Origin of the sequence: Ochrobactrum sp. C6C9, assembly GCF_022627935.1 — a bacterium.
Taxonomy (GTDB): domain Bacteria; phylum Pseudomonadota; class Alphaproteobacteria; order Rhizobiales; family Rhizobiaceae; genus Brucella; species Brucella teleogrylli.
The window spans coordinates 16,569-38,509 of record NZ_JABXGB010000023.1 but is presented as its reverse complement, the minus strand read 5'-3'; the positions used below and the strand labels follow the sequence as shown (position 1 = coordinate 38,509).

The window sequence follows — 21,941 nt, the reverse complement described above, 5'->3', positions numbered from 1 at the left end:
TTTCAAACAATTACGTTTGTTACTTCGTGTTCATTCGAGGTTGTGAAAGCGCGGCTTTTCACACCTATCAGCGCAACATCAGAACACGGCACGGTGTGCCCGCAGCGGCTGCCGGGGCATTTTCATCACGAATGAGCAGTGCATTGCAACCGACAAGGGCCGTCAGCATGGACGAGTCCTGTACTGGAAACGGTGTCACCAGCAGTGTTCCATCGCTTTGTGATTCGACCGTTGCGCGCACAAAATCGCGGCGATGGTCATTGGCGGGCATCGCCTGACCGAGTTTCGCCGGGCGGATATCCGCCGTCAAATCGGTGCCTGCAAGTTTCGCGATAAGCGGACGGAGAAAAACCAGACTGCAAACAAGACTTGAAACCGGATTGCCTGGCAGGCCGATTATGTGAACGGTTTTGCCATTGACGGTCTTGCGTCCATACATCAGCGGCTTTCCGGGGCGCATGGCGATTTTCCAGAAGTCCAGTTCGACACCGCAATTGCGTAATGCGCCATGGACGTAATCGCGGTCACCGACCGAGGCGCCGCCGATGGTCACCAGTACGTCGATGCCGCTGTCGAGAGCGGAGGCGATAGCCGCTTCGATCTGAGCCGGATCGTCCGGAATGATTCCCATATCTTCAGGCTTGCCACCGGCGCGGCGCACGATTTCGGCAATGCCGACGCTGTTTGACGCGACAATCTGGTCCGGGCCGGGGTCGGCTCCCGGCGGCACAAGTTCGTCGCCGGTGGCCAAAATAGAAATGCGAGGTTTGCGAAACACATCAAGCGTTGGATTGCCGCTGGCCGCAGCCAGTGACAAAGCGGGTGCGTCCAGTTCGCGGCCAACGGACAGAACAGTCTTGCCCGGCGCAAAATCGAGACCAGCCCGGCGGATATGACGCCCCGTGGCTATGCCTTCGAGTATGGTTAGCTGATCGCCAGATCGCTCGGTATGTTCCTGGATGACAATCGTATCGGCAGCTTCCGGCATCGGTGCGCCAGTGAAAATACGCACAGCCTGTCCGGGGAGGAGTGAACCGTCGAAGCGCTTGCCAGCAGCGGATTCGCCGATAACCTTCAGTTGAAGCGGATAGGTGGTATCTGCTGGCGCAATCAAAGCATAGCCGTCCATGGCTGAGCAGTCGAAAGGCGGTTGCAGGAAATGCGCCTCAACGGCGCGGGCAACAACGCGCCCGCCCGCTTCGTTCAACGCAACGGTTTCGAGGCCATGCGGTTCTGCGGAGGAGAGTATACGCGCCAGAGCATCTTCGACCGGGAGAAGGGACATCGTATTTCCTCTCGAACTCAAACTTGTCGGAACGTTTCACGCCTTCCAGTCGCCGGACTTGCCACCAGACTTTTCCACAACGCGGATATTGCCGATTTCCATATGGCGATCGACAGCCTTGGCCATGTCATAGATCGTCAGGCACGTCACGGATACAGCGGTCAGAGCTTCCATTTCCACGCCGGTGCGGCCCTTGAGCTTTGCAAGTGCGCGAACGCGCAAGCCCGGCAGCGCATGGTCCGGTACAATATCCACCGCGACCTTGGTCAGCATCAGCGGGTGGCAAAGCGGAATGAGGTCGGCGGTCTTTTTCGCGGCCATGATGCCCGCAAGCCGCGCGGTTCCGATCACATCGCCCTTGGCTGCGTCGCCCGCCAATATGAGCGCCAGCGTTTCCGGCTTCATGGTCACGCTGCCTTCGGCGACGGCCTGACGCTCGGTCTCGTCCTTGGAGCCGACATCCACCATATTGGCGGCGCCTTTCTGGTCGAGATGCGTGAGCCTGGCCGTGTCCGAGGTCATGACATCAGGCCTTGCCGGTCAGGAGTTCGCGTGTGGCGGCGGCAACATCGTCCTTGCGCATCAGGCTTTCGCCGATGAGGAACGTGCCGATGCCGGATTTTTCCAATCGCAGGCAATCGTCATGGGTGAAAATGCCGCTTTCGCCAACCAGCAGGCGGTCGGCAGGAGCCATTTTCGACAGCCGTTCCGAAACGGTCAGGCTTACTTCGAATGTACGCAGGTTGCGATTGTTGACGCCCAGAAGGCGCGAGGAAAGCTTGAGGGCGCGTTCCATTTCGGCTTCGTCGTGCACTTCGATGAGCGCATCCATGCCGAGTTCGAAAGCGGTTTCTTCCAGCGCCTTGGCCAGATCGTCATCGACGCTCGCGAGAATGATCAGGATGCAATCCGCACCCCAGCTGCGCGCCTCATAGACCTGATAGGTGTCGAACAGGAAATCCTTGCGCAGGGCAGGCAGGTTGCACGCGGCGCGCGCTGCCATCAGGAATTCCGGCGCTCCCTGAAAGGACGGCGTATCGGTCAGAACCGAAAGGCAGGCAGCGCCGCCATCTTCATAGGCCTTTGCCAATGCTGGCGGATCGAAATCCGGACGGATCAAACCTTTGGAAGGGCTGGCCTTCTTGATTTCCGCGATCAGGGCGAATTTATCGGCTGCGCGCTTGGCTTCGAGCGCCTTGAGAAAGCCGCGTGGTGCGGCCTGATCCTGTGCACGGGCCTTCAGGTCTTCAATCGTATGACGCGCCTTGGCAGCCGCGATTTCCTCGCGCTTGTAGACTTCGATCTTACGGAGAATGTCGGTAGACATGGTGCGCTTCCTCTCGTCAGACTGTCTTGTCGTTGGAGACAGCGATTACCTTTTGCAGAACGGCCAAAGCCGCGCCGCTGTCGATGGAATGGGCAGCCTGTGCTATGCCATCCTTCAAATCCGTGGCCGTACCCGCGATCACGAGGGCGGCAGCCGAGTTGAGCAGAACAATGTCGCGATAAGCGTTCTTCGCGCCTTCCAGAACGGCGAGCAGAGCCTTGGCATTCTCGGCAGCGTCGCCGCCTTTCAGTTCTTCCGGCTTGCAACGGCGCAAACCGACGTCTTCAGGCGTAATCTCGAATGTGCGGACGGTACCGTTTTCCAGCGCCGCGACCTGGGTCGTGCCAGCGGTGGTCATCTCATCCAGACCGTCGCCATAGACGACCCAAACGGCTTCCATGCCGAGTTCATTCAGCACATGCGCCAGAGGCTCAACCCATTGTGCCGCGAAAACGCCCAGGAGCTGGCGCTTCACGCTGGCCGGATTGGCGAGCGGACCCAGTATGTTGAAGATCGTGCGGGTTCCAAGCTCGACGCGAGAAGGGCCGACATGGCGCATAGCGGAATGGTGCATCGGCGCGAACATGAAGCCGAGACCGGCTTCCCGGGCGCTGCGGCCAATGGTTTCCGCGTCGGCTTCAATATTGACGCCCAGTGCTGCAAGCGTGTCTGCCGCGCCTGAGCGGGACGACAGGGCACGGTTGCCGTGCTTGGCGACGGGAACGCCAGCGCCCGCCACGACAAAGGCCGAGCAGGACGACACATTATACGAACCGGACTGATCGCCGCCGGTGCCGACAATGTCGATGGCGTTTGAAGGGGCGACGACCGGCAGCATGCGTGACCGCATGGAAGCGACCGCGCCGACGATTTCCGGCACGGTTTCGCCACGCACGCGCAAAGCCATCAGAAAACCGCCGATCTGCGAAGGCGTTGCCTGACCGGACATCATGATATCGAACGCGGCCTTGGAATCCTCTTGGCTCAGTGGTTCGCCGGAGGCCGCTTTCGCGATGTATGGTTTCAGATCAGCCATTGTCTTTCTGCCGTTTGTTTCTGTGAATTCTCGCGTTCGGCTGCTCAGCAGAACCTAGAATGCGAGAGCATTATTGATGACAGTCTGGTTGATCTTCACCGGATACTGCTTCTGCAATTCGCCAACCATCTGTTCCAGCACATCGTCGGAAAGGGCGGTTGCGAGATAGTTGCGCTGTTGTTCAGGAATGGTGTCCGGGCCAGCACTTGCAGGCTCGGTCACTTCCGTCACCTTGAAGAGAATCTGCGCGTCGTCGGAAGGCGCTGCCGCCGTGCCGGTGAAACCGTCCGGGCCACGGAAAATCTGCGCTGCCGCAGCCGAGCCGATATCGGCATCGTTCGTGGAGCGGGTGATGCCGCGCTTGGTCTGCTTTTCAAGGCCAAGTTCCGAAGCAATCGCATCGAGCGTCGCGCCGCCATCGAGGCGCTTCTTCAGGTCTTCCAGACGCTGATTGAGACGCTTGACGGCTTCCTCACCCTTCCATGCCGCCACAACCTTGTCCTTGACTTCATCAAGGGTGCGGTCGCGGGCAGGGGTGACGCCATCGATCTGATACCAGAGATAGCCGACATTGCCCATGGTCAGCGCGTCATTGTCAAAGCCCTGTTCGGCCTGGAAAGCAGCGGCCAGAAGCGCCTGTCCGTTCGGAAGTTCAACCGGCTTGCCGGACGGGTCGTTGCCCTCGGCATCGACCGCATCGACGGTGACGGTCTTGAGGCTCAGGCTCTTGGCGACATCGGCCATCGATGCGCCATCGGAGCGCTGCTGCTCATAGGAATCATGAATGCCGCTGATGCTGCTCGCCGCAATGTTGTTGGCGAGCGTCGTGCGGATTTCGGCTTCGACTTCCGAGAGTGGCTTGACATGCGCCGGGTCGATCTTGGTAACGCGCAGAATGACCGGGCCGAAACCGCCCTTGACGACAGGGCTTACGCCGTTTTCAGCGAGTGCAAAGGCTGCATCGGCGATGGTCTGGTCAGGAATAGCGCTTTTCTCGAAGGTGCCGAGCTTGAGATCGTCTTCGGTCTTGCCCTGTTCCTTGCCTATGTCGAGGAAGCTGGCGCCAGCGGCAATCTTTTCCTGCGCGGCGTTGGCCGCAGCTTCGTCGGTAAAGCTCAGCTGTTCGATGGTACGCTGTTCGACAGTGCCGTAGCGCGACTTGTTCTTTTCGTAATATTCGTTGATTTCGTCCTGCGTCACCGCAGAAGGGTCTGCGATGTCTGCTGGCTCCAGCTTGACATAGGTTACCTTGCGGTATTCAGGCGCCTTGTACTCATCCTTCTGCGCATCGAAATAGGTCTTGAGGACCTCATCCGACGGGGCAGGGATCGCGTCTGCTTTTTCCACAGGAATGGTGATGTAGTCCGCGCTGCGGCTTTCGCCCTGATAAAGCGCCAGAGCTTTCAGCATGGCGTCGGGCATCTTGATGCCGTCGGTCGCCGCTTCGACCATCTGCTGGCGACGGGCAACCTTGGCGCGATTATCAAGATAATCCTGCGCGCGAATGCCGGACTGGCGCAAAACCGCATCGAACTGCGCGCGGTTGAAGTTACCGCTGGCGTCCTGGAAGGCCGGATCTTCCGCCGTCAGGCGGGCAATGCCGTCCTTCGAAAGACCAAGCTGCATGTTGCGCGCGCCTTCGTCGAGAACCACACCGGCTGCAAGCTGCGCCAGAACCTGATTTTCAACGCCGATCGATTTTGCCTGTTCGCGCGTCAGACGCTGGCGGAACTGCTGCGACAGGCGCATCACCTGCTGTTCATAAGCGAAGCGGTAGTCAGTCGCGCTGACTTCGGAGTCGCCCGCAGTCAGCGCGGCATTGCCGGTTATGCCACCGCGGAAAACATCCGCAATACCCCAAACGCCGAAGCTCAGGACGAGCACACCAAGCAGAAGCTTGGAGATCCAGGAGCGAGAGGCAGAGCGCAGGCTGTCGAGCATGGGAAACCCTTCGATTATGAAATAAAGCTCGGCTTTGGTTGATTTGAGCCAGTCATTGAATTGATCCGTTCAGGGGATAACCCCAAGCAAGCCCCATATGCAAGGTCTCATTGAGGCTCTGCAACCAAGAACATTTGCATTGCGACACGAATATGCTTAGTCAGTGGCAAAATTCGGCGCGGTCATGCGTTATTCGCAGGAGGCGCCTGCCGTTTAGAGCGTGTTTCGATCCGAATGAATCGGATCGACGCTCTGAATGTTCAGTTCGACGCATAATCTTATCGATCCTCGTTTCACTCCGGTCGGATTATGCTCTTGAAAGGCGAGGAGAACACAATGACTCCGGGTATCCGTCCGTTGGTCGCTGGCAACTGGAAGATGAATGGTACGGGAGAATCTCTCACCGAACTGCGCGCGATTGCAGCCGGTCTGAGCTCCGATTTCGGTAGAAAATTGGATGCAGTGATCTGCGTACCGGCCACGCTGCTTTCACGCGCTGCCGAAACGCTCTCTGGCGAAACGACGGTCGGCCTTGGCGGGCAGGACAGCCATTTCAAGACTTCCGGCGCGCATACCGGCGATATTTCGGCTGAAATGCTGAAAGAAGCAGGCGCAAGCCACGTCATCATTGGACATTCAGAGCGCCGCACTGATCACCACGAAACCAACGATACGGTGAAGGCAAAGACCGAAGCCGCCTGGGCCTCTGGTCTTGTTGCCATCGTTTGCGTGGGTGAAACGGCTGATGAGCGTCAGGCAGAACGCACGCTGGACGTCATCGGCTCGCAGCTTGCGGGCTCCCTGCCGGATGGCGTGAATGCCGAAAACACCATCATCGCCTATGAGCCTGTCTGGGCCATTGGAACGGGTCTGACGCCGACGGTGCAGGATGTTCGTGCGGCGCACGCCTTCATGCGTGAGCAGCTGACCGAGCGCTTTGGAGCCAAGGGCGCGCATCTGCGTCTTCTCTATGGCGGTTCGGTCAAGCCGTCCAACTCTACCGAACTGCTCGGCATCGCCGATGTCGATGGTGCGCTTGTTGGTGGTGCGAGCTTGAAGGCGACAGACTTCCTCGCCATATGCGAGACCTATCGCAACCTTTGAGCGGCGCCTTGCCTCGCCATGCTCTAACTTGGGCGGCGGGGCTTGGATTATCACGCAATAGCGTGTAAAGAGCCGCATCTATTCTATCGTGCAGTCTGGACATGGTCATGTGATGTGTCCTGGAACTGCTTTAGTTCAGGGACGTAAAGACCGTTACCCATGCAAACCGTACTCATTGTCATTCATTTGTTGATCGTGCTGGCGCTTGTCGGCGTTGTGCTTATCCAGCGCTCTGAAGGCGGCGGCCTTGGCATTGGCGGCGGTTCTGGCTTCATGACGGCGCGGGGTGCCGCCAATGCGCTCACCCGTACGACTGCCATTCTGGCTATCGGCTTTTTCGCGACGTCGCTGGTTCTCGGCATCATGGCGCGTTATGGCGAACGCCCGACCGATATTCTGAACCGTATCCCGGCAGCATCCGGCAGTCAGACGGCTCCGGCAGGCGGCAACGGCGCTGGTGGTGGCATCCTCAATCAGCTCGGCGGCGAGTCTTCGCGCACCGACACGAATGGGACCGCACCGGCTGCACCGGGCGCCGCTCCGACGGGAACGACTGCACCGCAGGCGCCGGCGACGCCGGAAGCTCCGGCCAATCCGGTTCCAAGCTCACAGTAAAAAGAGCTTTCCATTCAAGCGATTGTGAAGCCGGCCCAATGGGCCGGTTTTCTTTTTGTTAACCACCGAATTGCAAAGTGTTGCAAGCAGGCAATAGGCTTTTACGAATCGCATTGCACAACTGTTGCAACGAATTGAGTCGTTCCTGCGTTTACAGTAAGGAAAGCGAAAGCTTGGCCGTAAAGTTGCGGCAGCTATTTTCCGCTTGTGCTTGGATTTCGGGAACTGATCATGTTTTCACGTCGTATTCTTATGGCTGGCATTGCGAGCCTTTGCGTTGGAGTTTCCGCGCCGGCTTTTGCCGCATCGCCGGTCAGTGCTGAAGCGCAGCTGAACGAAGCCGCTGCCGCTAACGTGCAAAAGGTTGCGCTTTCGAGCGACGCCAAGGCCAATCCGGACAAGCCGAAGAAGAAGAAAAAGAGCGCTTCCAACGGCAATGCCGGTGTGAAGGCCAACAAGTACAATATCGATCCCAAGTTCCGCGCACAGGAAGTTGCCTTTACGGGCTACAAGCCGGGCACGATCGTGATCGATCCGAAGCAGCGCTTCCTCTATCTGGTTGAAACCTCGACCACGGCGCGCCGCTATGGCATCGCAGTGGGCAAGCAGGGTCTGGAATTCAAGGGTTCTGCGACCGTCAATGCCAAGCGCGAATGGCCTCGCTGGATCCCGACCAAGGAAATGGTCGAGCGTGATCCCGGCCATTATGGTCGCTTCAAGAACGGCATGGATGGCGGTCCGGGCAACCCGCTCGGTTCGCGCGCCATGTATCTGTTCCAGGGCAACAAGGATACCTATATCCGTATTCACGGTACGGTTCAGCCATGGACCATCGGCAGCTCCGCTTCGAACGGCTGCTTCCGCATGATCAATGAAGATGTGATGGATCTCTACGAGCGCGTCGGTCTCGGCACCGAAGTCATCGTTCTTTGATCACAAATGACGATCTGAAAATGGCCGGGCTTTCGGGCCCGGCTTTTCTTTTGGCCGATTTTACGAATGCGTGAAGCTAAGCTGTGGATTGCGGGCTTCGGCATGGAAAAGTCGGGCAGGGGCCGTTAAGACGGTTCCATGTATTCGTCCGGAGATCATGCTTCCGTCATCTTCAGACGTATAGCGTTCGCATTCGTGCAATAGGGTTTCAGGGGTGCGTGTCACTCACCAAACGGTCCGTTTTGGGGTGACGTGTCTGTGTTCAACAACGATTACCGCATCGCTTCGGTGAAAAATCACTCCGAAGCGCATTTTTTTGTGGCGGAATCAATTAAGAAAGTCTAACGAGATAAGCCCATGGCGCGATATGTTTTCATCACTGGCGGCGTGGTTTCTTCCCTTGGAAAAGGCATAGCTGCTGCAGCACTGGCTGCACTCCTTCAGGCACGCGGTTACCGCGTGCGTATCCGTAAACTCGACCCTTATCTGAACGTCGATCCCGGCACGATGTCGCCTTACCAGCATGGTGAGGTGTTCGTCACTGACGATGGTGCCGAAACTGACCTCGATCTCGGTCATTACGAGCGGTTCACCGGTCGTCCTGCCAACAAGCAGGATAATATCACCACCGGTCGCATCTACCGTAACATCATCGAAAAGGAACGCCGCGGCGACTATCTCGGCGCGACGGTTCAGGTCATTCCGCACGTCACCGACGAGATCAAGAATTTTGTTCTCGAAGGCAACGAGGATTACGATTTTGTCCTGTGCGAAATCGGCGGCACTGTTGGCGACATTGAAGCCATGCCGTTCCTTGAGGCGATCCGTCAGCTTGGCAATGAATTGCCGCGCGGCGCAGCCGTTTACATCCATCTGACGCTGATGCCGTATATTCCGGCGGCGGGCGAGCTCAAGACCAAGCCGACGCAGCATTCGGTCAAGGAACTGCGTTCCATCGGTATTGCGCCGGATATTCTTCTGGTGCGTGCGGATCGCGAAATTCCGGAATCCGAACGCCGCAAGCTGTCGCTGTTCTGTAACGTGCGTGAAAGCGCCGTTATTCAGGCGCTCGACGTGGCAACGATCTACGATGTGCCAATTGCCTATCACAAGGAAGGCCTGGATTCGGAAGTTCTTTCGGCTTTCGGTATCGACCCGGCTCCGAAACCGCGCATGGATCGCTGGGAAGAAGTTTCCCATCGTCTGCACAATCCGGAAGGCGAAGTCACCATCGCAATCGTCGGCAAATATACGGGTCTGAAGGACGCGTATAAGTCGCTGATCGAAGCGCTCTATCACGGTGGTCTCGCCAACAAGGTTAAGGTCAATCTCGACTGGATTGAAGCGGAAGTCTTCGAAAGCGAAGATCCGGCTCCGCATTTGGAAAAGGTACACGGCATTCTGGTGCCGGGCGGTTTCGGCGAGCGTGGCGCAGAGGGCAAGATTCTTGCGGCGAAATTCGCGCGTGAGCGGAAAGTGCCGTATTTCGGCATTTGCTTTGGCATGCAGATGGCCTGCATCGAGGCAGCGCGTAATCTGGTTGGCATCGAAAACGCGTCTTCGACCGAGTTTGGCCCGACCAAGGAACCAGTAGTTGGTCTGATGACCGAATGGCTCAAGGGCAACATGCTCGAGAAGCGCGCAGCAGCTGGCGATCTCGGCGGCACGATGCGTCTTGGCGCTTATGAAGCAGCCCTTGCTCCGGGTTCCAAGATCGCGGAAATCTACGGTTCGACCGATATTTCCGAGCGTCACCGCCATCGCTACGAAGTCAATATCGACTATAAGAACCGTCTCGAAGAGGCGGGTCTGAATTTCGCGGGCATGTCGCCGGATGGCGTTCTGCCGGAAACGGTCGAATATCCAGACCATCCATGGTTCATCGGCGTACAGTACCATCCGGAACTGAAGTCGCGCCCGTTCGAACCGCATCCGCTCTTCGCTTCGTTCATCGAAGCGGCGATTGAACAAAGCCGTCTGGTTTGATGCATGAATAATGATCTCGCGCGCAATGCTCGTTCGGTGGACCATCTGGTTCTGCCGGTTGGACGACTGGACGAAGCGCGCGCGAGACTTTCTCTCTTGGGATTTACAGTGGCCCCGAATGCCCAGCATCCATTCGGCACTGCCAATGTGTGCAGCTTTTTTGCTGACGACACCTATCTGGAAATGCTGGCAGTCGACCGCGAGCCGCTTTATGTGGCTGCCGCCCGTCGCTCGAACAGTTTCATTCTCCGCGATCAGGCCTACCGCTTCCGTAACGGGCAGGATGGCTTTTCAGGCATAGCCTTCAAAACGGACGATGCACGCGCCGATCACGCCGCGTTCAAACGGCGCGGTGTTGCCGGTGGCCGCATGGTTGAGTTTTCACGGGCGTTCGTGAGCAAGGAAGGCAAGCGCGAAATTGCGAGTTTCCGCCTTGCTTTTGCGGCGGATCTGCGCGCGCCCGATGCGTTTTTCTTCACCTGCCAGCGTCTGGCTTATCCCAAGACGGATCGTTCGCATCTGATTGCGCATGAAAATGGCGTCAGCGGATTGCGCAAAATCCTGATCTGCGAGGATAATCCGGCGGCATTTTCGGAATTGCTGCAAGGCGTGTTTCATGCGCCAGCGCGCAAGCAGAACGGTGGTTCTCTGGAAATCACCGCAGGCAATGCCGATATAGATATCCTTCCTTCCAAACAGTTTGAACAAAGCTTTGGATGGTTGCCAGAGCTTCATGGCCGTGGCTTGCGGCTTGCAGGGCTGGTTTTCACGGTTGCTTCGCTTTTGACAATCGAGCAGCTTCTTGACCGCAACGGTGTCACGTTTCTGAAAAGAGATGGCCGTATCATCGTTTCTCCGGCTAAAGGCCAGGGTACGTTGTTCGTATTTGAAGGTGTTGAGTAAATGACGACCGCCAATTCCTCCGTCAAAGTCGGTAATGTTACCTTCTCCAACAGCGCGCGCTTCGCGCTGATCGCTGGCCCATGCCAGATGGAAACGCGGGACCATGCCTTCGACATGGCGGGACGCCTGAAGGAAATCACCGACAAGCTGGGTATAGGTCTGGTCTACAAGTCGAGTTTCGACAAGGCCAATCGCACGTCGCTGAAGGCAGAGCGCGGTATCGGTCTCGAAAAGGCGCTGGAAGTCTTTACCGATCTGAAAAAGGAATTCGGCTTTCCGGTTCTGACCGATATCCACACCGAAGAACAATGCGCCGCAGTCGCACCCGTCGTCGATGTGCTTCAGATTCCGGCCTTCCTCTGCCGCCAGACCGATCTGCTGATCGCCGCCGCGAAGACTGGCCGGGTGGTCAATGTCAAGAAGGGCCAGTTTCTGGCACCCTGGGACATGAAGAATGTTCTGGCCAAGATCACCGAAAGCGGCAACCCGAATGTGCTTGCAACCGAGCGCGGCGTGTCCTTCGGCTATAATACGCTGGTTTCGGATATGCGCTCGCTGCCGATCATGGCCGGCCTTGGCGCGCCGGTGGTTTTCGACGCGACCCATTCGGTGCAGCAGCCGGGCGGGCAGGGCGGTTCGTCGGGCGGACAGCGCGAATTTGTGGAAACACTGGCGCGCGCAGCGGTGGCTGTCGGTGTGGCCGGTCTTTTCATTGAAACCCATCAGGACCCCGACAATGCGCCGTCGGACGGACCCAATATGGTGCCGATCGACAAGATGCCTGCACTGCTGGAAAAGCTTGTGGCGTTCGACAGGATTTCCAAGGGTCTATAAAACACTGAGCGAATTGTGAAAGGCGGGGGATTTTCCTCCGCCTTTTGTTTCGCTAAGGATGTGCCCACATCGGATTTGTTCAGCAGCTCTGCATATAAGCGGAGCGATCTATAGGGAAGGACTGGCTCCTATGACTGCAATTATCGACATCGTCGGCCGCGAAATTCTTGACAGCCGCGGCAACCCGACCGTCGAAGTGGACGTAGTGCTTGAAGATGGCTCTTTTGGCCGTGCCGCTGTTCCATCCGGCGCATCGACCGGTGCCCATGAAGCCGTTGAGCTTCGCGATGGCGGCAGCCGCTATCTCGGCAAGGGCGTGGAAAAGGCCGTTGAAGCGGTGAATGGCAAGATTTTCGACGCCATTGCAGGCCTCGATGCCGAAAGCCAGCTGCTCATCGACCAGACTCTGATTGACCTCGACGGCTCTGCCAACAAGGGCAATCTTGGCGCCAATGCTATTCTCGGCGTGTCGCTGGCCGTTGCCAAGGCTGCCGCTCAGGCAACTGGCCTGCCGCTTTATCGCTATGTCGGCGGCGCGAATGCGCATGTTCTGCCCGTGCCGATGATGAACATCATCAATGGCGGCGCACATGCCGACAATCCAATCGACTTTCAGGAATTCATGATTCTGCCGGTTGGCGCATCGTCAATCCGTGAAGCCGTGCGTTATGGCTCGGAAGTTTTCCACACGCTGAAGAAGCGCCTCAAGGACGCTGGCCACAACACCAATGTCGGTGATGAAGGCGGTTTTGCTCCTAATCTCAAGAGCGCGCAGGCCGCCCTCGATTTCGTGATGGAATCGATCGAAAAGGCCGGATTCAAGCCGGGTGAAGATATCGCTATCGGCCTCGATTGCGCATCGACCGAATTCTTCAAGGACGGCAATTACGTCTATGAAGGCGAGCGCAAGACCCGTGATCCAAAGGCGCAGGCCAAGTATCTGGCCAAGCTCGTCGCTGATTATCCAATCGTCAGCATTGAAGACGGCATGGCCGAAGACGACTGGGAAGGCTGGAAGTACCTGACCGACCTCGTTGGCAACAAGTGCCAGCTGGTTGGCGACGATCTGTTCGTCACCAATTCGGCCCGTCTGCGCGATGGCATCCGCATGGGCGTCGCCAATTCGATCCTCGTGAAGGTCAACCAGATCGGTTCCCTGTCGGAAACGCTCGATGCCGTCGAAACCGCACACAAGGCCGGTTACACCGCCGTCATGTCGCACCGTTCGGGCGAAACCGAAGATTCGACCATTGCCGATCTGGCAGTTGCCACGAATTGCGGTCAGATCAAGACCGGCTCGCTGGCCCGTTCGGACCGTACGGCGAAGTACAACCAGCTTATCCGCATTGAAGAAGAACTCGGCAAGCAGGCCCGCTATGCAGGCCGCAGCGCGCTGAAGTTCCTATAATCGGAACGCAAAGGCTTTTGATGAAAGGCGGGCTCTGTGCCCGCCTTTTCGTTGTCTTTGAGAACCATACCGCCATCTTGGCCAGCCCCGCTTTTGACTCCGCCCATATATATTGATATCAATGTTATTGTTCTGCCATGCGCTGGCCCTGAATGGGGAGCAATATGGCGGACATGGAGCGGCTCAATCCCGTATTGACCCGAGCCGTAAGGGGGGAATCGAAAGGGAGAGAGAAAATGGCTTATATTGAAGGCTTCGTCGTTGCGGTTCCAAAAGCGAACAAGGAAATCTATCGCAAACATGCCGCGACTGCTGCCGAACTGTTCAAGGAGTTTGGCGTTACGCGCATGGTTGAGGCATGGGGTGACGATGTGCCCGATGGCAAGGTGACCGACTTCCGCCGAGCCGTGCAGGCAACCGACGATGAGGAGGTGGTTTTCTCCTGGTTCGAATATCCCGACAAGGCCACCCGCGATGCGGCCAATCAGAAAATGATGAGCGATCCGCGCATGGCGGCGATGGGCAGCGAGATGCCCTTTGACGGCAAGCGGATGATCATGGGCGGGTTCTCAACGATTCTCGATGTGTGATCGTCTGAACGGTCGATAATGAACAGATCGGCAATCAAGAATTGATCCTGGTTGCCGATTTCCCCCCTCTGCGAGTGAATTACTCACAAGAGGTCACCGTCTTTTGATTATCTGAACTGTTTCACAAAAATAGGGTTAATCCTTCCCTGACATATGGCTGCGGTAAAGCTCTGTTAAGCAAAATAATGCTTGATGGTGGAATTCGGATTGGCGGCTACAGCTTGAGATTCGCTGCCGTCAAAAACATCCGGGAAGGAAGCCGCAATGTGGACCAAGCAGAAACGTAAATCGATCCGTGGGCGCTTTATTCTGCCTATTCTGACGGCTGCGTTTCTCAGCTATTTCGGCTTCCACGCCTATCATGGCGAATTTGGTCTATACGCCCGTATCCAGCTCGAAGAGCAAAAAGCGAACCTCACCAAGCAGCTCGAAAAAATCAGCGGCGAGCGTTCCGCGCTCGAAAAGCGCGTCGCGCTTTTGCGTGATGGTTCCATCGAAAAGGATATGCTTGACGAGCAGGCGCGCAGGGCGCTTAATCTCTCCCATCCCGATGAAGTGACAATTATTACCTCTCGGGAAGACAGGTCGAATTAACTGAATTCCGGTTAATTGTCTTTTTGTGATATGTTTTTAAGGGCTTGGCAGCATAGCAGCTATGCTCTGGGTGCATATTGTATCTTGTAATATGCGCGTATAACGTCACAATATAACGACAATCTAAGGGAGCGAGATATGGCACCGAGGGCTAAAAAGACGCCTGCTGGCAAAACGCAGACGTCTTCTGTTACTACCCCCAAGGCACCTGCGCCTATAAATTTCACCAAGGAGCAGGAGCTGCACGCCTATCGCGAGATGCTGATGATCCGGCGTTTCGAAGAAAAAGCCGGCCAGCTTTATGGCATGGGCTTCATTGGTGGCTTCTGCCATCTCTATATCGGACAGGAAGCTGTCGTCGTTGGCATGCAGACCGCGCTGAAGGAAGGTGACCAGATCATCACGTCCTATCGCGATCATGGTCATATGCTGGCAACGGGCATGGAAGCGCGCGGCGTCATGGCCGAGCTGACCGGACGCCGTGGAGGTTACTCCAAGGGCAAGGGTGGTTCCATGCACATGTTCTCCAAGGAAAAGGGCTTTTTCGGCGGTCACGGCATCGTCGGCGCTCAGGTTCCGCTGGGCACCGGTCTTGCCTTTGCGAACAAGTATCGTGGCAATGACAATCTGTCGGTCACCTATTTCGGCGATGGCGCTGCCAATCAGGGCCAGGTCTATGAAAGCTTCAACATGGCCTCGCTGTGGAAGCTTCCGGTGATCTACGTCATCGAAAACAACCGTTACGCCATGGGCACGTCGGTATCGCGTTCTTCCGCTGAGACCGATTTCTCCAAGCGCGGTGTTTCGTTCAATCTTCCGGGCATCAAGGTCGATGGCATGGACGTTCGCGCCGTAGCCGCGGCCGCCAAGTTCGCTGCCGATTGGGCGCGTTCCGGCAAGGGTCCGTTGATTCTCGAAATGGAAACCTATCGCTATCGCGGTCACTCCATGTCCGATCCTGCGAAATATCGCTCGAAGGACGAAGTGCAAAAGATGCGTTCCGAGCATGATCCGATCGAGCAGGTCAAACAGCGCCTGATCGACAAGGGCTGGGCAACCGAAGAAGAGCTGAAGGAAATCGACAAGGAAGTCCGCGACATCGTCGCTGATTCGGCCGATTTCGCTCAAAACGATCCGGAGCCGGATGTTTCCGAGCTCTACACGGATATTCTGCTCTAATTCGGGAAAGGTGTTGTCATGCCCGTAGAAATTCTCATGCCCGCCCTTTCTCCGACCATGGAAGAAGGCACGCTTTCCAAGTGGGTGAAAAAGGAAGGCGACAAGGTTACGTCCGGCGATGTGATTGCCGAGATCGAAACCGACAAGGCGACGATGGAAGTCGAAGCCGTCGATGAAGGCGTTATCGGCAAGATCCTCATCGCTGAAGGCACAGAAGGCGTGAAGGTCAATACGCCGATTGCCGTGTTGCTCGGCGACGGCGAAAGCGCGTCCGATATCGGTTCGGCCCCGGCTGCCAAGGCTGAAGCCCCGAAGCAGGAAGCCAAGGAAGAAGCAAAGGAAGCGCCGAAGGCTGAAGACAAGCCTGCTGCCAGCGTTCCGGCTGCGCCGAAGGTTGAAGTCGCTTCCGATCCGGATATTCCGGCAGGCACGGAAATGGTTTCGATGACCGTGCGTGAAGCGCTGCGCGATGCCATGGCCGAAGAAATGCGCCGCGACGACAATGTCTTCATCATGGGTGAAGAAGTTGCCGAATATCAGGGCGCTTACAAGATCACGCAGGGTCTTCTCGATGAGTTCGGCGCGCGCCGCGTCGTCGATACGCCGATCACCGAGCATGGTTTTGCCGGTGTGGGCGTCGGTGCCGCAATGGCCGGTTTGAAGCCGATTGTCGAATTCATGACCTTCAACTTCGCCATGCAGGCAATTGACCAGATCGTCAATTCGGCTGCAAAGACGCTGTACATGTCGGGTGGTCAGATGGGCGCTCCGATGGTGTTCCGCGGTCCATCGGGCGCTGCTGCCCGCGTTGCCGCCCAGCACTCGCAGTGCTACGCCGCCTGGTACAGCCACATTCCGGGCCTCAAGGTCGTCATGCCTTACACGGCTGCTGACGCCAAGGGCTTGCTCAAGGCTGCAATCCGCGATCCGAACCCGGTCATTTTCCTCGAAAACGAAATTCTCTACGGTCATCATTTCGAAGTGCCGAAGCTGGATGATTTCGTTCTGCCGATTGGTAAGGCCCGCATTCACAAGCAGGGCAAGGACGCCACGCTGGTTTCGTTCGGTATAGGCATGACCTATGCGGTCAAGGCTGCGGAAGAACTGGCTGCACAGGGCATCGACGTTGAAGTCATCGATCTGCGCACCATTCGTCCGATGGACATTCCGACTGTCGTGGAATCGGTCAAGAAGACCGGTCGCCTCGTGACGGTGGAAGAAGGCTTCCCGCAGTCGTCGGTTGGCACGGAAATCGCCACCCGCGTGATGCAGCAGGCTTTCGACTATCTGGATGCGCCGATCCTGACCATTGCGGGCAAGGATGTTCCAATGCCTTACGCCGCAAATCTCGAAAAGCTGGCGCTGCCGAATGTGGCCGAAGTCGTGGAAGCGGTGAAAGCCGTGACCTACACCGCTTAACGAAAGGGTCTGGACATGCCGATCAATATCACCATGCCAGCGCTTTCTCCCACGATGGAAGAAGGCAACCTGTCGAAATGGCTGGTCAAGGAAGGCGACAAGGTTTCCTCCGGCGATGTGATTGCCGAGATCGAAACCGACAAGGCCACGATGGAAGTCGAAGCTGTTGACGAAGGCACCGTCGCCAAGCTGGTTGTTCCGGCTGGCACCGAAGGCGTCAAGGTCAACGCACTGATCGCGATTTTGGCCGCTGACGGCGAAGATGTTGCGGAAGCTGCAAAGGGCGGCGGCACTGCCGCTCCCAAGGCGGAAGCAAAAGCCGAGGCTCCGAAGGAAGAGCCGAAGGCCGAAGCCAAGAAGGACGCCGCACCCGCTGCTGCGCCTGCTCCGGTACCTTCCAATCCCGCACAGGCTCCGGCAAAGGGCGAACGCGTTTTCGCGTCTCCGCTTGCCCGCCGCATTGCCAAGGACGCCGGCGTCGATATCGCCGCTGTGAAGGGCACTGGCCCGCATGGCCGTGTCGTGCAGCGCGATGTGGAATCCGCGATCCAGTCCGGCGGCGCGAAAGCTGCTGCTGCACCGCAGGCTGCTGCGGCTGCTCCAGCGCCTAAGCCGATGTCGGACGATGCCGTTCTCAAGCTGTTCGAGGAAGGTTCTTACGAGATTGTGCCGCATGACGGTATGCGCAAGACTATTGCTCGCCGTCTGGTGGAATCGAAGCAGACCGTTCCGCATTTCTATCTGACGATCGATTGCGAACTCGATGCGCTTCTGGCGCTTCGCTCGCAGATCAACGCGGCTTCGCCGATGATCAAGACTGAGAAGGGTGAGGTTCCGGCCTACAAGCTCTCTGTCAACGATATGGTCATCAAGGCAACGGCTCTGGCGCTGCGTGATATCCCGGAAGCTAATGTTTCTTGGACAGATGGCGGCATGATCAAGCACAAGCGTTCGGATGTCGGCGTTGCCGTTTCCATTCCGGGTGGGCTGATTACGCCAATCGTCCGCAATGCGGAAAGCAAGACGCTCTCCACCATCTCCAACGAGATGAAGGATCTGGCCAAGCGCGCGCGTGATCGCAAGCTGAAGCCGGAGGAATATCAGGGCGGTTCGACTTCCGTGTCCAACCTCGGCATGTTCGGCGTCAAGGATTTTGCAGCCATCATCAACCCGCCGCATGCGACCATTTTCGCAATCGGCGCGGGTGAAGAACGCGTTGTGGTGAAGAAGGGCGAGATGAAAGTGGCGACAGTCATGTCGGTCACGCTTTCCACCGATCACCGCGCAGTCGATGGCGCTCTTGCCGCCGAACTGGCGCAGGCCTTCAAGCGCCACATCGAAAACCCGATGGGCATGCTGGTCTGATGGAATTGAAGCCGCGCCTGTCTTTGTAGAAGATACGAAGACAGGCGCGGCCTTTCCGCTTTCAGGAATAAGGGCAAGAACTATGGCCGACATTTACGACGTTATTGTTATTGGATCGGGACCGGGCGGTTATGTAACGGCGATCCGTGCTGCACAGCTGGGCCTCAAGACGGCAATCGTCGAGCGCGAGCATCTGGGTGGCATCTGCCTCAACTGGGGCTGCATTCCGACCAAGGCGCTGCTGCGTTCGGCGGAAATTCTGCATTTCGGTGAACACGCCAAGGATTACGGTCTGAAGCTGGAAGGCACCATTACGCCTGACGTGAAAGCTGTTGTGCAGCGTTCGCGCGGCGTTTCGGCCCGTCTTAACGGCGGCGTCGCTTTCCTCATGAAGAAGAACAAGATCGACGTGATCTGGGGCGAAGCCAAGCTCGTCAAGGGCGCTTCTGGCTTTAATCCTGCCGAAATCACGGTCGGCAAGACGTCGAAGCAGCCGATGCAGCCGCAGAACCCGGTGCCGAAGGGCGTGCTGGGCGAGGGCAGCTACAAGGCCAAGCACATCATCGTGGCCACCGGTGCGCGTCCGCGTGCCCTGCCTGGCATCGAGCCGGACGGCAAGCTGATCTGGACCTATTTCGAAGCGATGGTGCCGCAGGACCTGCCAAAGTCGATGCTGGTCATGGGTTCGGGCGCTATCGGCATCGAATTCGCGTCGTTCTATCACGACATGGGCGTCGATGTGACGGTCGTGGAAGTGATGCCGCAGATCATGCCGGTGGAAGATGCGGAAATCTCCGCCATCGCCCGCAAGCAGCTCGAAAAGCGCGGGCTCAAAATCATCACCGACGCCAAGGTTGCGAAAGTGGAGAAGGGCGCCAACAACGTCACAGCTTCCATCGAAACCAAGGATGGCAAGGTGCAGAAGCTGACGGTCGACCGGATGATTTCGGCGGTTGGCGTTCAGGGCAATATCGAGAATCTCGGCCTTGAAGCGCTTGGCGTGAAGACGGATCGTGGCTGCATCGTCATCGACGGCTATGGCAAGACCAATGTCGAAGGCATCTACGCTATCGGCGATGTTGCCGGTCCGCCGATGCTGGCGCACAAGGCTGAACATGAAGGCACGATCTGCGTTGAAAAGATCGCAGGCCTTCCGAATGTCCATTCGCTCGACAAGGGCAAGATTCCGGGCTGCACCTATTGCAATCCGCAGGTCGCTTCGGTCGGTCTGACGGAAGCCAAGGCCAAGGAGCAGGGTTTCGACATTCGTGTCGGTCGTTATTCCTTCACGGCCAACGGCAAGGCAATCGCTCTGGGTGAAGATCAGGGTCTGGTCAAGACGATCTTCGACAAGAAGACCGGCCAGCTTCTGGGCGCACATATGGTTGGCGCGGAAGTCACTGAGCTTATCCAGGGTTTCGTGATTGCCATGAACCTTGAGACCACCGAAGAAGAGCTGATGCATTCGGTCTTCCCGCATCCAACCCTTTCGGAGATGATGAAGGAAAGCGTACTCGACGCATATGGCCGGGTGTTAAACGCCTAATCCCGAAAAGTTGCAGACTTTTCGGACCAGATTAGGCTTGTAAATAAAGCTTAAAGCAATAGGAGACGCCTATTCCGCTGATCGAAAATGGAGGGCCATGGCGGCGCGCCGCCTGGCCGATCATAAAATGGTGTACCGTCATCGGTTTGACGCTCGGATTTCTAGCCGGTGTCTTGAGTCTGCTCGGCGGTAACACCATATCGGTCAAAGGAATGGCGCTCTTGGGCTGGTATGGTGTCTGGACGCTGACTCTGGCGCTTGGCTTTGGCGGTCTGGTCTTTGGGCTCATCTGGGCTCTGGTTTTCAGGGCGCTCGGGCTGGCTGCGCGGCGATGAGTAGCAAATGGTCCAAGTTGACAGGTCTGTGGTCAGGGCTTAGGACCGGACCGAATTAAGGAGCGTTCCACTTTTCTTTTGGAACATGCTCTGGATAGGCAGGAAACAGCATGGTTACAGTTCTCAATACGGTCAACCAGAGCGGACGTCTGCGGCACCCGGAAAAGGCGCACCGCCCGGACAATGAAGTCCTGAAAAAGCCCGACTGGATTCGCGTCAAGGCTCCGGTCTCGCGCGGCTATAGCGAAACGCGCGAGATTGTGCGTTCCAACAAGCTCGTGACCGTCTGTGAAGAAGCTGGCTGCCCCAATATCGGCGAGTGCTGGGAAAAGAAGCACGCGACCTTCATGATCATGGGCGAAATCTGCACACGCGCCTGCGCGTTCTGTAATGTTTCGACCGGTATCCCGACGCCGCTCGATCCCAACGAGCCGGAAAATGTCGCCAAGGCCGTCAAGCAGATGGGTCTGACCCATGTGGTGATCACCTCGGTAGACCGTGACGATCTGGCAGACGGCGGCGCGCAGCATTTTGCCGAGGTCATTCGCGCCATTCGTGCGGCAACGCCGGCCACCACCATCGAGATTCTGACGCCGGACTTCCTGCGCAAGGAAGGCGCATTGGAAATCGTGGTCAAGGCCCGCCCGGATGTGTTCAATCACAATCTGGAAACCGTGCCGTCGCGCTACCTGAAGGTTCGCCCCGGCGCGCGTTATTTCCACTCCATCCGCCTGTTGCAACGCGTCAAGGAACTCGATCCGACCATTTTCACCAAGTCGGGCATCATGGTCGGTCTCGGCGAAGAGCGGAATGAAATCTTGCAGCTGATGGACGATCTTCGTTCGGCTGACGTGGATTTTATGACCATTGGTCAGTATCTGCAGCCGACGCGCAAGCATCATCCGGTCATCCGTTTCGTGACGCCGGACGAATTCAAGTCGTTCGAAACCATCGGCAAGACCAAGGGCTTCCTGCTCGTCGCTTCCAGCCCGCTGACGCGTTCTTCGCATCACGCTGGCGACGATTTTGCAAAGCTCAAGGCCGCCCGCGAAGCGCAGATTGCCAACCGGTCATAAGTAGACATGCCGCAGTTTACGACCGTCAGACGGGTGCATCACCGGGCCGATCAGATGTTCGCACTCGTGGCGGATGTCGAGAAATACCCGGAATTTCTGCCCATGTGCGAAGCCTTGTCGATCCGCTCCCGCAAGGAGCGCGACGGCAAGGCGCTGCTGATTGCCGATATGACGGTCGGCTACAAGCTCATCCGCGAAACCTTCACCAGTCAGGTCCTGCTGAAACCGGACGAGAATGTCATCGACGTCAAATATCTCGATGGCCCGTTCCGCTATCTCGACAATCGCTGGACGTTCAAACCTGCCGAGGATGCGGCTTATTGCGATGTCGAATTCTTCATCGACTATGAATTCAAGAGCCGCACACTCGGCTTGCTGATGGGGACGATGTTCGATCTGGCCTTCAAGAAATTCTCCGAAGCCTTCGAAAAGCGCGCCGACCAGATTTACGGCCTATAATCAAAC

The 21,941-nt window shown here is 57.3% G+C and carries 21 protein-coding genes; 16 read left to right on the top strand and 5 right to left on the bottom strand.

Features of this window, described 5'->3' with window-relative positions; translation table 11 throughout:
• Positions 1 to 67: 67 nt before the first annotated feature.
• Genes glp through HWD97_RS17585 form a run of 5 tightly spaced genes read right to left on the bottom strand, consistent with a single transcriptional unit; the run spans position 68 to position 5,589 of the window.
• Positions 68 to 1,285 carry a gephyrin-like molybdotransferase Glp gene (gene glp / locus HWD97_RS17605; RefSeq protein ID WP_109369160.1) on the bottom strand — a complete coding sequence of 406 codons (1,218 nt, stop codon included), beginning with the start codon at positions 1,283 to 1,285 and terminating at the stop codon, positions 68 to 70.
• A gap of 36 nt (positions 1,286 to 1,321) precedes the next feature.
• The gene (gene moaC / locus HWD97_RS17600) at positions 1,322 to 1,807 is read right to left on the bottom strand and encodes a cyclic pyranopterin monophosphate synthase MoaC (protein ID WP_109369159.1); all 486 of its coding nucleotides are present in this window, start codon (positions 1,805 to 1,807) and stop codon (positions 1,322 to 1,324) included.
• 4 nt (positions 1,808 to 1,811) lie between these two features.
• Complete coding sequence (trpC, locus tag HWD97_RS17595; RefSeq protein ID WP_109369158.1) at positions 1,812 to 2,612, bottom strand: indole-3-glycerol phosphate synthase TrpC; 801 nt, start codon at positions 2,610 to 2,612, stop codon at positions 1,812 to 1,814.
• 16 nt (positions 2,613 to 2,628) lie between these two features.
• Positions 2,629 to 3,648, bottom strand: a complete 1,020-nt coding sequence (gene trpD, locus HWD97_RS17590) for an anthranilate phosphoribosyltransferase (protein WP_109369157.1) — start codon at positions 3,646 to 3,648, stop codon at positions 2,629 to 2,631.
• A 54-nt stretch (positions 3,649 to 3,702) separates the two neighbouring features.
• Positions 3,703 to 5,589 (bottom strand): peptidyl-prolyl cis-trans isomerase, encoded by a 1,887-nt coding sequence (locus tag HWD97_RS17585; protein WP_109369156.1) that lies wholly within the window; start codon positions 5,587 to 5,589, stop codon positions 3,703 to 3,705.
• A 336-nt stretch (positions 5,590 to 5,925) separates the two neighbouring features.
• Between HWD97_RS17585 and tpiA the strand changes: the two genes are divergently transcribed.
• The 16 genes from tpiA to HWD97_RS17505 all read left to right on the top strand — a co-directional run bounded on the left by tpiA (position 5,926) and on the right by HWD97_RS17505 (position 21,935).
• Positions 5,926 to 6,693: a triose-phosphate isomerase gene (gene tpiA, locus HWD97_RS17580; RefSeq protein WP_109369155.1), complete on the top strand. Its 768-nt coding sequence runs from the start codon at positions 5,926 to 5,928 to the stop codon at positions 6,691 to 6,693.
• A 159-nt stretch (positions 6,694 to 6,852) separates the two neighbouring features.
• A complete protein-coding gene (secG, locus tag HWD97_RS17575) occupies positions 6,853 to 7,308 on the top strand; it encodes a preprotein translocase subunit SecG (RefSeq protein ID WP_109369154.1) in 456 nt (151 codons plus the stop codon).
• 231 nt (positions 7,309 to 7,539) lie between these two features.
• Complete coding sequence (locus HWD97_RS17570; RefSeq protein ID WP_109369153.1) at positions 7,540 to 8,241, top strand: L,D-transpeptidase; 702 nt, start codon at positions 7,540 to 7,542, stop codon at positions 8,239 to 8,241.
• Positions 8,242 to 8,598: 357 nt separating this feature from the next.
• Complete coding sequence (locus tag HWD97_RS17565) at positions 8,599 to 10,227, top strand: CTP synthase (protein WP_109369152.1); 1,629 nt, start codon at positions 8,599 to 8,601, stop codon at positions 10,225 to 10,227.
• A 3-nt stretch (positions 10,228 to 10,230) separates the two neighbouring features.
• On the top strand, positions 10,231 to 11,130 hold the full coding sequence (locus HWD97_RS17560) for a VOC family protein (RefSeq protein WP_109369151.1): 900 nt from the start codon (positions 10,231 to 10,233) through the stop codon (positions 11,128 to 11,130).
• Positions 11,131 to 11,964: a 3-deoxy-8-phosphooctulonate synthase gene (gene kdsA / locus HWD97_RS17555; protein WP_121536244.1), complete on the top strand. Its 834-nt coding sequence runs from the start codon at positions 11,131 to 11,133 to the stop codon at positions 11,962 to 11,964.
• 130 nt (positions 11,965 to 12,094) lie between these two features.
• The gene (gene eno / locus HWD97_RS17550) at positions 12,095 to 13,372 is read left to right on the top strand and encodes a phosphopyruvate hydratase (RefSeq protein ID WP_109369149.1); all 1,278 of its coding nucleotides are present in this window, start codon (positions 12,095 to 12,097) and stop codon (positions 13,370 to 13,372) included.
• A 236-nt stretch (positions 13,373 to 13,608) separates the two neighbouring features.
• Positions 13,609 to 13,962: a DUF1428 domain-containing protein gene (locus tag HWD97_RS17545; RefSeq protein WP_078340401.1), complete on the top strand. Its 354-nt coding sequence runs from the start codon at positions 13,609 to 13,611 to the stop codon at positions 13,960 to 13,962.
• A 264-nt stretch (positions 13,963 to 14,226) separates the two neighbouring features.
• Positions 14,227 to 14,556, top strand: a complete 330-nt coding sequence (locus tag HWD97_RS17540; RefSeq protein ID WP_121536242.1) for a septum formation initiator family protein — start codon at positions 14,227 to 14,229, stop codon at positions 14,554 to 14,556.
• Between the two features lie 138 nt (positions 14,557 to 14,694).
• Positions 14,695 to 15,735 carry a pyruvate dehydrogenase (acetyl-transferring) E1 component subunit alpha gene (gene pdhA / locus HWD97_RS17535; protein ID WP_121536240.1) on the top strand — a complete coding sequence of 347 codons (1,041 nt, stop codon included), beginning with the start codon at positions 14,695 to 14,697 and terminating at the stop codon, positions 15,733 to 15,735.
• Between the two features lie 18 nt (positions 15,736 to 15,753).
• Positions 15,754 to 17,154, top strand: coding sequence for a pyruvate dehydrogenase complex E1 component subunit beta (locus HWD97_RS17530; RefSeq protein WP_371835339.1), 1,401 nt, complete (start codon positions 15,754 to 15,756; stop codon positions 17,152 to 17,154).
• 15 nt (positions 17,155 to 17,169) lie between these two features.
• The gene (locus HWD97_RS17525) at positions 17,170 to 18,519 is read left to right on the top strand and encodes a pyruvate dehydrogenase complex dihydrolipoamide acetyltransferase (RefSeq protein WP_371835338.1); all 1,350 of its coding nucleotides are present in this window, start codon (positions 17,170 to 17,172) and stop codon (positions 18,517 to 18,519) included.
• 82 nt (positions 18,520 to 18,601) lie between these two features.
• On the top strand, positions 18,602 to 20,065 hold the full coding sequence (lpdA, locus tag HWD97_RS17520; RefSeq protein WP_371835337.1) for a dihydrolipoyl dehydrogenase: 1,464 nt from the start codon (positions 18,602 to 18,604) through the stop codon (positions 20,063 to 20,065).
• A gap of 173 nt (positions 20,066 to 20,238) precedes the next feature.
• On the top strand, positions 20,239 to 20,400 hold the full coding sequence (locus HWD97_RS17515; protein WP_371835336.1) for a hypothetical protein: 162 nt from the start codon (positions 20,239 to 20,241) through the stop codon (positions 20,398 to 20,400).
• A gap of 110 nt (positions 20,401 to 20,510) precedes the next feature.
• Positions 20,511 to 21,476 (top strand): lipoyl synthase, encoded by a 966-nt coding sequence (gene lipA / locus HWD97_RS17510; RefSeq protein WP_371835335.1) that lies wholly within the window; start codon positions 20,511 to 20,513, stop codon positions 21,474 to 21,476.
• Between the two features lie 6 nt (positions 21,477 to 21,482).
• Complete coding sequence (locus HWD97_RS17505; RefSeq protein WP_109369141.1) at positions 21,483 to 21,935, top strand: type II toxin-antitoxin system RatA family toxin; 453 nt, start codon at positions 21,483 to 21,485, stop codon at positions 21,933 to 21,935.
• Positions 21,936 to 21,941: the final 6 nt, after the last annotated feature.